This window comes from Arenibacter hampyeongensis (assembly GCF_002909255.1).
In the GTDB taxonomy this organism is placed as follows: Bacteria; Bacteroidota; Bacteroidia; order Flavobacteriales; family Flavobacteriaceae; genus Arenibacter; species Arenibacter hampyeongensis.
Genome location: NZ_PIOB01000002.1, coordinates 18876 through 32195, shown reverse-complemented (window position 1 = coordinate 32195; position 13320 = coordinate 18876). Strand labels below are relative to the sequence as shown.

Here is a 13320-nt window from a genome sequence, read left to right as displayed (position 1 = left end):
TTAATATTTGAACAGTAAAAAATAGTTATTAAATATGGGAAGGCCGGCGACAAAACCAACGGAACTTAAGGACGGATATTATATTGAAGTTCGAAATAAAAATCAGAAAACTGGAGGTATAAAAATCAGAAGGGATACAGAAGAACAAATGCTTTACGCTCTTGAAGAGTACAAGAAAAGCAAGGACGTTACTGTGCTTGGTGAATTAAAAAATGGTAAAATGATGGATTTGGCACGTTAACGCGTCAAGATTCATTTAAGGTATATGAAACCCTGCTCCAATGGGCAGGGTTTATTTTTTGGACAAAGACTTTACTTCGCGTTTTATCCAAAGTATAAATAAGGTTATCTGGAATCTTTCAGCATAAAACAGTTATGTGATTTCCAAATTTGAAACGTCGACATCTGTTGGTGTTAAAGTAAATTGTATTGCTAATTTTTTTCGATTTTCGTCAGTATTGGGAATTAGTATCTGCTTAGGTTTAATTCCGAAATTGATCTTCAATTTATTAATATAAAGACCAGAATACCTGAGAAATAGCCTATTAGAGCCAGCCAGGCTATACGTCGAAGGTACCATAAAAAGTCAATTTTTAAAATTCCCATTGCGGCTACCCCAGCAGCAGAACCAATAATCAGTACACTTCCTCCCGTCCCTGCGCAATAGGCCAAAAATGTCCAGAATTCATGATTCTGGGGATAGGTTTCCATGGAATACATTCCCATGGCACCTGCCACCAAGGGTACGTTATCTATCAATGAGGACAAAAGTCCCAATAAGGTATTGGTAATATGAAAATCATTAAAAGTGGTTTCTAGGGCACTTCCTATATATTCAAGGGAACCATTTGTTTCAATGGCGGCCACGGCCAATAGAATCCCTAGAAAGAAAAGTATGCTGGGAGTATCAATTTTTTGAACCGTTGCAGCTACGGATAAATGGTGTTTTAGTTCAATTGGTTTGTTTTTATGCAATACTTCAGTAATTAACCATAAAAGACACAAACTAAATAGCATTCCCAAAAATGGAGGCAAATGGGTAATGGCTTTAAACACTGGCACCATCAATAGCAACCCTATCCCCATGAGCAATATAAAGTTACTTTCCTTAGGGCTTATTTGTTGAACATTTTGGGGAATTGGTGCAATAGCTTCAATAGTTTTCCCTTTAAAATTATAAGAAACGATTAGTAATGGGACCAGTAAACAAGCTAAACTAGGTAAAAATACCTCACTAATGATAATGTTGGTAGAAACTTGGCCACCATTCCATAGCATGATGGTGGTGACATCCCCTATAGGAGACCAGGCCCCGCCCGCATTGGCTGCAATAATGATAAACCCTGCGAAATACCAGAGGTCCGCTTTGTTGTTCAGAAACTTTCTTAAAATAGCCATCATTACAATGGTGGTGGTTAGGTTATCCAAAACAGCAGAAAGAAAAAAAGTTAGTAGACATAGCACCCAAAGTAGTATCAACATGCTTTTTGTTTTGAGTATCCTAAGGATAATTTCAAAACCGTTATGGATGTCAATTAATTCGACTATGGTCATGGCTCCCAGTAAAAAGAATAAGATTTCAGAAATTTCCTCAAAATGTTCCTTGAGCTTCAATAGGGTTTCTGAAAAATCCACTCCTGTATGGGCGACAATGACCCATAGTACTACTCCAATAAACAATGCCGTTGCTGCCTTGTCTATTTTTACTACATGCTCCAAGGCTATGATCATATAGCCAGCCACAAAAAGAAGGGTGGTAATCAGCATGACAATGTATTGGGATTTTTAAACTTGATTCTCATATAAGGATATATTTATGCTCCGTGCTTTTACAGTAAGGCACTAGAGCAAATTTTTAGTTTACCATAGTTTTTATTCCTCAGACAGTTTGAACTTGGGAGGGTCTTTTTTATCACGAATGGACTATAGCCCAATTGTTTTAAGGACCGGTAGCGCTTAAAAAGTGAAAAAATATGGAATTAGGGAGCTTGTAAGCAACGAATAGATTTACACCAAGACGAAACGGTGAAAAAGGAATTGACTTTAACGCGTTCATTATTTAGTCCAAATTATTAACTCTAAGGTATAAACAATAATCGTTAACAGATTGTTAAAAATATAAGTTCACAGAATAAATAAAGCATGGAGCTTTGTTAAAAATTATGAATGCACATTAACATCATAAAAATAAATAGTTTTAAAAGGATGAGGTGTGCATGGTCAAGGTTGCGACATTGAATTTAAGAAATATAAAAATCTGGTTTTCAGTATTAGAGTGATGGGTCCGAACCGATTTTAACTACATAATCCAGAGCTGAGGACCCCTAGACGCAGTTGTGTAGGACGGTTCTTCAAACATGGCCTTATCACAATTTCCACCATTCCAATTGATTAGAACAGATGCTTTATTTTCTTTACGATCTGCATAGGCAGGTTATAAGGTGGATATCGGAGTGGGGCATCAAACCAATTTGCTTTTTTTACAATAGCCTTTTGATGTGAAAATATGTCAAAGGATGTTTTGCCGTGATAGGCTCCGATTCCGCTTGCGCCAACTCCGCCAAAAGGGAGCCTTTTATTTGTGATTTGAATTACGGTGTCGTTGATGGCACCCCCACCAAAACTATACTTATCGATTATTTTTTTCTGGAAAGATTCTCTGTTAGAGAATATATAGGTTGCCAAGGGTTTGCCGTAATTCATGATATGCCGCTCTAAATCGGCCTCATGTTCATAGGCAATAATGGGAAGTATAGGCCCGAAAATTTCGCCTTGCATCAGTTTACTGTCCAATTTGGGCTCGTTGACCAATGTTGGGGCGAGAAAATTATCTTCATCATTGCTATCACCGCCGAAAAGAATTTCTTCACCCACCAGCATAGCCTTTAAACCATCATAATGGTTTTTGCTTACCGTTCGTGAAAAATCCGGAGATTTTTCGATGTTTTCTCCATAACTCTTGATAATGTTATGTTTTAGTGCCGCAACAAGCTTGTCCTTTACCTCTTTGTGTACAAGTATATAATCCGTTGCAATACAGGTTTGGCCTGCATTTAAGAACTTTCCCCAAACAATCCGTTTTGCCGTCAAATTGATTGATGCCGTTTCATCGACTATGGTAGGGTTTTTACCTCCCAATTCCAAGGTAACGGGTGTAAGGTGTTTTGCCGCGGATTCATAAACGATTTGCCCGACCCGAGTGCTACCTGTAAAGAAAATGTAGTCCCATTTTTCCTTCAAAAGCTCCTGGGATACTTCCACACCTCCTACCACGACGGTAACATGTGCCGGTTCGAATACCTCATTGATAATTTCCGAGATGATCGTTGCAGTATGGGATGTAACTTCCGAAGGTTTGATTACAACCGTATTTCCTGCTGCTATAGCCGCGATCATGGGAGCAAATGCCAACTGAAACGGATAGTTCCATGGAGCAATGATCAGTACGGTTCCATAGGGTTCCTTATAGATCCAATCAGAGGAGGGCCAATTCATCAAGGTGGCAGATTTTCTGTCAGGCCTTGCCCAATTGTCAATATTTCTCAACGTCAATTTTAGTTCCGCCAATACGAATTGCGTTTCTGCTGCCAAGGTCTCGAACTTGGGCTTTTTAAAATCGTTGTAAATAGCTTGTGCAATGTCATCCTCACGCGCAATTATTTCTTTTTGCAATCGCTTTAAGGTTTCTTTTCGAAATGCAACATCCTTGGTTTTTTGCGTAGCAAAAAAAGCACGTTGTTTATGTAATATTTTCATGGCATTAAACTAAGGTAAAAAACATCCCTAATCATACTCATTTGGGGATATCATCAAAATTATATATTAAATAACATCATTATGAGTATTTAACCATTGCAATTTTTGGAATTTATAAAGACTCCAAAGTCAAATGAAAGAATAATGTTGGCGTATCATAAAAATCTTGTTCCGTATGTATTCCCAAAGCCACGTTCATAGTTGTTTCTGTAATTTCCTTTAGGATTACAATGTTACTGGTTTCTTTGTAACCAAGGTATTCTCCTAAAATTAGACGTTGCTTACCTGTGAAATTTATACTTACTGGTCCTACTTGGGGATACAAGGTATTAATTGTAAAGTCCTCTTCATTAAGCTCCCATTTGGCGTCGGTTACAGGTGTATAGATAGCATGGGCAAGGGGCACGTTCGCTAGATCTGCCGAAACGGCAGTAATATTGGCTGCGTGAAATGCACTGGCGTGTATAATGCCCATAAGACTTTGGCCGTCAACATTATCTACTTTGTAGGTTCCATCATGAACAAAAGTAAAAGTATCTTCATACGATGCGCCCAACCCTACAGCTCCCAGTAAATTATCAAAGGAAGCGATCAAGAGTCCAAGTTTATTCTCTATCAATCCGGCACCTTCCTTACCTGCGGTGTATGCTTTTTTTAACTTCCATGCTTTACCTTGAGGTCTGGCAGGACCACCGGTCAATAGAATATCAAGTGTAGGAAGAATAGTAACTCTTTTGGTTTCAGAAAAGGTACCATTTGGACCACTTACCGTCATGACAACATTGTATGTTCCGGGACTGGCAAAGGCGTACACCGGATCTTCCTCGGTACTGGTATTACCGTCGCCAAAATCCCAATTAATGGAAGTGGTATTTTCGACTGTTCCGTTAAAGGTTACCACAGAGCCTTCAACTAAAAATTGAAAATCCGAGAGGGGTAAGAGTGGTTCATTATCGTCGCTACAGTTAACCAATATTATGGCTAGTAGTAGTAAACTTAATATCTTATTATTTTTCATCTGAATGTTTTTTTAGCTATTAGTTTTTATCCCACCATACAGGTGTATCTATTTTATTGGCACCCTGTCTAGAAATGGCTTCTTGAACGTTGGAGCTGTTCGCACCCTGCTCAAATGAAGAGTAATTGAACCTACTTGGCATAATACCGTTGGTTACACCTTTGGATAAATCTTCACTAGTTCGAACGGGTATAATAGGATATCCTGTTCGACGTATGTGCGACCATCCCTCAAAGAAATTTGGCGTTAGTGACAACCACATTTGCACTCCAATTTGCTCCTCATCGTTGACACCTGCCAAAGTAGCGGTAGGCGAGGCCATGAAACTAGTTATTTCGGCAGCATCAACCTCCCATTGGTTTAAGGAAGCTTCAATACCTTTTCTATATAATATGTTGGCCGTTGCGGGGTCATTATCATAGGCCAAGGCCGCCTCTGCCCGTAACAACCAAGTTTCAGCAGCGGTCATTATATATAGCTTACTTTCAGGGGAAGATAAGGCAAGACCCATATCGGATAAGTTGGCAAAATTGGAATTTCCAAAAGCTTGGTCGGTAAGTCCGTTTACAATACCCGAATACTGTCCGGTACCGTCCTTACTCACAAACACGGCCAACCTCGGATCGTTGGTACCCTGCAATTGATCGATCAGCAATGTTGACATTTTAATGGACGGAAATCCTGTTCTTCTATTAAACCATGCGTTTCCAGTACCTTCGGTTTCAATCATAAAAGCATCATGCCCTGGGGTTTCCATCAACGGTTCGGATAAACATTTCGCTACAGTGGATTGTGATGCACTTGGGTCTGCATAGCGCATGCGCATCGCAAGTCGAAGTCGGACACTATTGGCGAATCGCACCCATTTGCCTAAATCGTTGTTGTAAATCGGGTCGGAATTGGGATATGCCATTGCAGGATCTGCGGTCTTCAAAATTGCAATGCTGTTTGTCAACCTAACAATCATATCTTTATAAATACTCTCTTGAGTATCATATTTTGGCAGCAAAATATCTTGTGACTTGCCTTTTCCTCCCTCTGTGTAAGGTACATCGCCAAATGCATCGGTAACCTTGGCATAGGCCAACACTGCAATAATATTGGCAAGGGCATTCCGTATATTGTTTTGGGTGTTTGCGGAAGAAGTCAGTTCCAAAACTTCTTCAATATGTCGGATTGTGCCGCTATAACCATCATTTAAAATACTATTGTAATCCCCATCATGACCATCTCCATATTGATCGGGAGCCCTCCAAGTACTTCCTGCCACATAGTAATGGGCATGCATACCAGCAAAATGGGCTGAGCCATTATCCGTAGTTGCCTGAAATAAACTTCTGACGGATTTGGTAAATAATGCAGAATCGTCAATCGAAGTAACGGCATTTGGGTTATCATAAAGGTCTTCCAAATGGCCCTCGCATGAAAGTAACAACATTCCTACTACAGCGACAACTACTGTTTTTCTCATTGAATTATATATCGTTTGCATAGTCATCTATATTAAAAGTTGATTTTTAAATTCACGCCATAACTCCTTGTCGAAGGCAGTGATGAATGTTCAAAGGCGGTACTGGCCGGGCCACTACTATAGGTTGCCTCAGGGTCTATATCGCCTGCGGCATTATATAGAAAGAGTAAGTTTCTACCAACGGCCGATAGACTCGCCGATTGTATAAATGTGTCTCGCAGCATGGTTTTTGGAAAATCAAAAGTCAAGGCCACCTCTCTAAGTTTAACGTTGGTGGCATCTAGAATGATATCGGTAGCAATTTCATTTGAAAATATATCTGTAAACTGTTTTAGTAGAGCGCTGGTTTCATTGTCATTTTCAAAACCAGTAAACTCATTGATGCCTTCTTCAACAAGGCCGTTTTCCCTACCCACTAAACTGCGTTCGTCCGTTCCAAAAAATAGACGATATCCTCTACCGTATGAATAATACTCCCCACCGACCTGTGCGCTGATAAGCGAACTTAAGGTGAAATTCTTATAGCGTATTTTATTGGTAAAACCACCATACCAATCCGGGTTTATATTTCCCAGGGCTACGCGATCGCCCCGTTTGGCCAGGCCATCATTGCCGATTATCTTTCGCCCGAAATTATCCCTTAAAAAATCGTTGCCATAAATGGTCCCGAATTCCTGCCCTGGTCGGGCCTCAACAGAAGCTGTCCAGAGAGATCCAAGGGAAATACTCTCCAAACCTTCATTTAATGTAATTACCTTAGAATTACTTTTTGTAAAGTTAAATCCCAGGTCCCATGAAAAATTTTCAGAGTCAAAAGGAATCAAATTCAATTGGGCCTCAATACCCTTATTTTCAATTTCTCCTGCATTGATGACCTTTGATGAATAGGCAGTTGTTCCTGAAATTGGAACCGCCATAATTTGATCGGTAGTGTTGGTCTTGTAATAAGTAACATCCAATTGGATACGATTCTTTAAAAAACCTAGATCCGCGCCAATTTCCCAAGATTCGGAGGTTTCGGGTCTTAAATCAAAAGAGGGAAGACTTTCTGAAATGGAAGCCACGGTATAGGGCAATGTTACTGTTTGGTCAACGCTGTATACAGCCTGCGTTCTATACGGGCTGGTGTCGTTACCTACTTTGGCAAATGAGCCCCTTAGTTTACCCTGACTTAATATATTGGAATTAATGCCCAGCAATTTAGTGAACAACAAACTCATGTTCTCAGAATGGTACCAATATGAATTATTGGCTTGGGGCAAGGCGGATGAATTATCGTTTCTAATAGTAGCGTCCAAATATAAAAAGCCTCGGTAACCAAATTGTCCCAGGGCATAGTAGGAATAAATAGCTTTTTCTGAAATTCCTTCAGAGGAAAATGAATTTTTATAATTACTTATTCTATAGAAATTGGGAACCTTGGCATCATTGCCAGAAATATTTTTATAGTTACTATATTCATTGCGATAGTTGGCCCCCAAACTAAGGGTTATGTTAAAATCCGAAAGGTCTGTAGAATACGTCCCTAATATATCGGAGTTCCAAATACTGCTTTGATCACCGTCATGATTGTAGGAGCCTAATCCGTTTTGAATGGCTTGAGCCCCGGTGGCCCCATAACTAGTGTAATCGTTGATAATATAGTCCATCCCTGATTTTGCAGTGATATTGAATTTGTCATCAATCTCCCAATTTGCGGAGATAAAGCCTTGGAAATGGTCTTTTTCATCAACATTTCCTGCATTTTCAAGTGCCCAATAGGGGTTGTTAAAAGTATTGTCCAAATTCCATTTAATTTCTTCCCCATTTGCATTCACAGTATTGTTTCTTACATCGTCCAATCGTATATCCCGTGGCATTAAAGAAAGTTGTAAAGCGGTATTTCCACTTCCTTCTGCCAGTTGTGGTCTATTGCTTACTTTGGAAGTGATGTAGGTCATTTTTCCATCAATACTAAATCTATCGGTCAAATTAGAAGAACCTCTTAAGCTAAATGTCTGTTTTGTCAATGTATTATTACTCACAATGCCTTGACCATCCTCATCGGTTATTGACAATCTAAAGGAACCTTTATCATTTCTGCCTTCAAAAGCCAACGTGTTCGACATTGTAAATCCGGTTTGATAAAACTCCTTATATGGATTCCTTTTTGAGTTGGGAGTGTAGTTGTCTTGTTGTCCCAACCAGTTGGTATAGGTTTGTCCTTCCATTTTTGGTCCCCAACTCCATGAAAAGGGATAATCCAACACGGGTCTTCCATCGGCATTTATCGGCGCAAAATCGCCAAATGCCCCGGCGCCGTATTCGTTTTGAAAATCGGGAGTTAAGGCAACATCCGAAAATGAGAAGGATGAATTTAAAGAAATTCCAACCCCAGCCTTTTTGGTTCCCGATTTGGTGGTAATCAAGATCACCCCGTTCATGCCCAATGAGCCATAAGCCGCGGCTGCACCTGCCCCTTTTAGGACACTTATGGTTTCAACGTCATCTGGATTGATATCCGATAGGGCATCTCCCCGGTCGATACCCCCGCTTGCACCTGCCCCACCCGAACCGTTGCTTATAGGAATACCATCAACTACAACTAGGGGTCTATTGTTACCGTTAATAGTAGTGATACCCCTTAAGAGTACCCGACTGGAACCGTCAACTCCGGTATTGGATTGTGTAATCTGTAAGCCTGAGACTTTTCCCGAAAGCGAATTCATTACGTTATTTTCTCTGGCCACGTTGACCTCCTCCGACGATACTTGGGAGATAGAATACCCAAGTGACTCCTTATCCCTTTGGATGTTCAGTGCAGTAACCACTACCTCGTCCATCTGCTCGGCATTAATTTCAAGGAAGACATTAATTGTCGTTTGATCGCCAATAGTAAATTCCTGGGTGGTATACCCAATATAGGAGAATTCAATAATAGCGTCTGTGCTTAGATCAGCGAGTGTATAATTACCATCAAAATCTGTTGTGGTCCCAGTCATGGAACCCTTTACCAATACACTTACCCCTAAAAGCGGCGTATTGGTGTCTTTTTCCAGCACCTGACCGGAAATGGTTTTTTGAGCCCCGGCGGTAATTATAGTACCGAATATGGCCAATATTAGAATTAGTTTGTTCATATAATTGTGTTTGGTGGTTTATTTATGTTATTGTCTGGCAATTATTAAATTTCATTGCATATTGTAAAATTTTAATTCTTCAGCGCCAGGATATATTTTGCCACGGCCATTTTGGCTTCCTCAGACAAATAATTCTGTGGCGGCATTTCCGGATAGTCTTCCCTAAGGTTTTTGGGATTAGTAATATAATCTACTATACCCTGTGGATTATCATTGTGAATTGCTTGTATGATATCAGTTGGAGGACCGATCAATCTTGTGCCAAAAGCATGACAACCGGCGCAAACTCCATAATACGTTAGTTCCCCCAGTTCTTCTTTGGAAACCGATCTGGGTGGTACCGGAGACGGAGTCATCATTGTTGGTATGTCCTTGGTATCTGTTATTTGTGCTATTCCGTAATTATCCAAACCAAAAGTTCGATATCTGTTCTTATCCCTGATCGTGCTGCCAGTGCCTCCGCCATAGGCGAAAATATCAGGCCCCTTGCTATCCAATTGGGTAAGCATGATGGTCTTTATTTCACCAGTAGGGTCATTCCCGTTATTAAACATGATATTATCGAGAATTACTACTCTGTCAGGATTTCCTTCAGAATTGGGGTCATTGGCTTTTGGGTCGCCTGTTGCAAGGTCAACAATGGTAATCCCAGTATTGTTATTCCCTGTTATGATATTGTTTTCTACAATTACATCATCCGCCGCCATTATTAGAATTCCTGTACCGGATGGAATTCCTGAAACAGTAGATCCCGGTGCCCCAAAGTTTTCATGGTTGTTGTTTACCACAAAATTGTTGCGCAGTATAACATCAAAAGTGGTTTTTATAGGAAGCCCAGGTGTTACAAAGGCAAGTAATCCACCTGTATTGTTGTGGGCATAATTATTCTCTACCAGGCAATGTCTTGAATTTTCAATTTCAATACCCGCAACATTATCAAATACTTCGTTATGTAGTACGTCAACATTATCGCACATACCAACATAAATGGCCGCATCCGCTATTTTACTTAGGACATTATGTTCAATAAGTCCGTTTTTACCATATTGTGGGAAAATGCCATAAACACCGGTATCTATGATCCAGTTGTTGCGTATTATAAAGTTGTTGCCAGCCTGGCCCATGACACCATTGCCTTTATAATTAATGATTTTAAAATTCTCAATAAGAATGCCATTGCCAGAATAAAGGAAGGCGTCGTTAATTTCCTTTTTACCATCCAATGTTGGCCAATCTCCATTGATGACCACTCCTTGTAGGCTAATATTATCTTTGTCAATATATACGTTCTCCGAATACGTTCCGGGGTAAACACGAATAAGATCTCCGGGATTGGCCTCTTTTACGGCCTTCTGGATAGAGGAGCCATTTTTGACCTCTATTATATTTCCGGTGAATTCTTGACTTGAAGCAACCTGTGTTGTGTCATTGGAAAGTCCAATGTTTCTATACTTCATGGTGGACGGTATTGGAACGGTCTCCACACTTTTTGGTCCAAAGAACGATTTTCCAATGAATATCCCTACTCCTATGAGCAGGATAGAGGTAATAATTTTTATAAAAGGCGATTTTTTATTCATATTCCAATTGATTGTTAATTAAGTCGATATTTTAAGCCCCGAAGGAAGTGCCTCGGGAACTTTTGGTTTAAAGGATTCATCTGTCAAGGTCTTAAGAAAATCCACTAGACGGTCCAATTCGTAATCCGTTAAATTCGGTTCCCAAATATGCCAGTGAATCAATAAGTTTTCACCTTCCGGTATGGCATGCCCACGACCGTCTGTATAAAATTGAACGGTTTCACGAAGGGTTTTGAATCTCCCAGAATGCATATAAGGAGGGGTTTGTGCTATGTTTCTAAGACTTGGAACCTTAAATGCCCCTCTTAGACTTTTGTCCTTAAAAGGGATTTCGGCTCCAGGATCTAGTGGTAATCCATCTGTTTCGGGGGTGCCTATAACGGCAAATTGTTGATTTGTAAAAAGGGGAGGGGTATGGCACTCAGCGCAACGGGCCACAAAGGACCTGAATACATTAAGGCCTTCAATTTCATTTTTATTCAATGCTTCATCGTACCCATGGGCATATTGGTCATATTTGCTGTTTAAGGAAATCAGGGAAGATTGGAAAGCCGTTATGGCATTGGTAATTTCTTCGAGTGCAATAGGGGCGGCCTTATTCCTATTAGGATATGCTTCCGTAAATAATTTTCTATAATTCTCAATGTCATTTATGGTCTTGAGTAAGTTTTCCGGTGTATTTCCCATTTCTTGCATGGAAAACAAGGGTTCCAGCATTTGCTCTTCCAAAGTTGAGGCACGACCGTCCCAAAAGAGTTTTTTTAAATAGCCAACATTATAAAGGGAAGGGGCCGCTCTTTTTAATCTAAGTCCATCCTTACCCCGGCTGGTTGCCAAGCCATCACCCAATCCTTTGGTGGGATCATGGCATGTTGCACAGGAAATGGTTTGGTCGGCAGAAAGAGCAGGGTCAAAAAATAAATACCTTCCCAAGTCTATTTCTTGGGGAGAAAAACCATCGCGAATCTCTGGTAGGGCCGACTTTAAACCTCCTACACCGGCCTTGTTGGTCACTGCATACTGATTATAAAGATTTTTTGCAATACACTCATTATTGGCATTCAATTTAAATCCGGGAGGACAGGTACTTTTTAAAAGTGGAACTGGGTAATAGGCAGTGGATTTTTGTCCGGAAAAGAAAACCAGTGCCAAGATTCCAATAATTGACCCTGATATAATTAGCTTTAATATGACCCTACTTAATATCACCTGGTTTTAAATTATATTTTGATTATTCATTAAAATTTTGAACCATTAAATCCCAAATTCCTGTCGTAATCATAGACCGTTTTTGAAATAAATAGCTTAACATTTATAGCATTACGGATGTAATAATTGGATTCATCGGGCTGTGCAAATACACTGTATTGGCACAAATTAACAATGGTGCTTCAACTAACTGTTATGTCTATGATATTTTGTGATGAAATATCCCTATTTGGGATTAATGGGACATTTTTTTTGGTTGGAGGGCTTTTTCAAACTCGGTCTTATAACCAAATGAAACGGGAATTTTTTCCTCTTGAATATATTGGATATTAAGGGCATACCCTTTTTTTGTTTTCTTAGCAGAATTGATATATACCGTATTGACCATATAGGACCTATGGACGCGGATTACCTTAGGGTCCGTGATAATTTCATCCAATTCCTTGAAACTCATTCGAATAAGTTCCTTGTTGGTTTTTTCTCCCGTAAAGTAAAAGAGCTCCAGATAATTTCCTGCAGACTTAATATATAATAATTGGTTGTATTTTATGGCCAGTACCACCTTATTGTTTTCGCCATTTAAAATCAATAATTCATTGTTTCCTTCAATACTTGTATTTTCAAGGTTGTATTGAATTTCCTCTTTGAAGGAGGATAATTTTAGTTTGATTTGGGCATACCACAAAAACAGCGTATAGGGCACCACCACTACTAAACCTATTTGCCACAAGGTAAGCAGGAATTCCGAAATTTGTTCCTGAAGCGTTCGCATTGGCGGACTATAGGTAATCTCAAATATAAAGGCCATTAATCCCATTTCCATTAGTCCCCAAGGGAGTAAACTATAGATTTTGAATCTTTTGGGCCCAAATATGGTACGCAGTATAAACTGACTGAAAATTAGTACACTAAAGCCAATAAGGATAAACTCCCAATAATAATTTTCCCCCCATTTATTAATATTGTAAGGCGCATATATGTTGATGAAAATGAAAGAATACAGGCTGATAAAGCCAATCAATAAGAGTTTGCTTCCAACGGAATCCAAATAAGGGATTTCCTGTTTTAATATTGCTTCTATACGCTTCCTCATAGGTTGGATCGGTTACGAAATCAAATCTCTGTAATTTTTGGGAATTACAGGTTGAAAATAATAACTACATCGAA

9 protein-coding genes are annotated in these 13320 nt (G+C 39.6%); 1 reads left to right on the top strand and 8 read right to left on the bottom strand.

Going from position 1 to position 13320, the window contains the following annotated elements; translation table 11 throughout:
* Nucleotides 1–34: 34 nt before the first annotated feature.
* Nucleotides 35–241 (top strand): hypothetical protein, encoded by a 207-nt coding sequence (locus tag CWD91_RS05220; protein ID WP_103439930.1) that lies wholly within the window; start codon nt 35–37, stop codon nt 239–241.
* Nucleotides 242–501: 260 nt separating this feature from the next.
* Here the strand turns inward: CWD91_RS05220 and nhaD are convergent, their stop codons facing one another.
* The 8 genes from nhaD to CWD91_RS05180 all read right to left on the bottom strand — a co-directional run bounded on the left by nhaD (nt 502) and on the right by CWD91_RS05180 (nt 13246).
* On the bottom strand, nt 502–1767 hold the full coding sequence (gene nhaD / locus CWD91_RS05215) for a sodium:proton antiporter NhaD (protein WP_103439929.1): 1266 nt from the start codon (nt 1765–1767) through the stop codon (nt 502–504).
* A gap of 624 nt (nt 1768–2391) precedes the next feature.
* Nucleotides 2392–3756: an aldehyde dehydrogenase gene (locus CWD91_RS05210; protein ID WP_103439928.1), complete on the bottom strand. Its 1365-nt coding sequence runs from the start codon at nt 3754–3756 to the stop codon at nt 2392–2394.
* Between the two features lie 112 nt (nt 3757–3868).
* Nucleotides 3869–4774, bottom strand: coding sequence for a PKD domain-containing protein (locus CWD91_RS05205; RefSeq protein ID WP_103439927.1), 906 nt, complete (start codon nt 4772–4774; stop codon nt 3869–3871).
* Nucleotides 4775–4793: 19 nt separating this feature from the next.
* Entirely contained in the window at nt 4794–6245 is a 1452-nt protein-coding gene (locus tag CWD91_RS05200; RefSeq protein ID WP_157943722.1) for a SusD/RagB family nutrient-binding outer membrane lipoprotein, read from the bottom strand.
* 32 nt (nt 6246–6277) lie between these two features.
* On the bottom strand, nt 6278–9364 hold the full coding sequence (locus CWD91_RS05195) for a SusC/RagA family TonB-linked outer membrane protein (protein WP_103439925.1): 3087 nt from the start codon (nt 9362–9364) through the stop codon (nt 6278–6280).
* Between the two features lie 71 nt (nt 9365–9435).
* The gene (locus CWD91_RS05190) at nt 9436–10944 is read right to left on the bottom strand and encodes a parallel beta-helix domain-containing protein (RefSeq protein WP_103439924.1); all 1509 of its coding nucleotides are present in this window, start codon (nt 10942–10944) and stop codon (nt 9436–9438) included.
* A gap of 18 nt (nt 10945–10962) precedes the next feature.
* A complete protein-coding gene (locus CWD91_RS05185; RefSeq protein WP_239985665.1) occupies nt 10963–12096 on the bottom strand; it encodes a cytochrome-c peroxidase in 1134 nt (377 codons plus the stop codon).
* 292 nt (nt 12097–12388) lie between these two features.
* On the bottom strand, nt 12389–13246 hold the full coding sequence (locus tag CWD91_RS05180; protein WP_103439923.1) for a LytTR family DNA-binding domain-containing protein: 858 nt from the start codon (nt 13244–13246) through the stop codon (nt 12389–12391).
* Between the last annotated feature and the right edge of the window lie 74 nt (nt 13247–13320).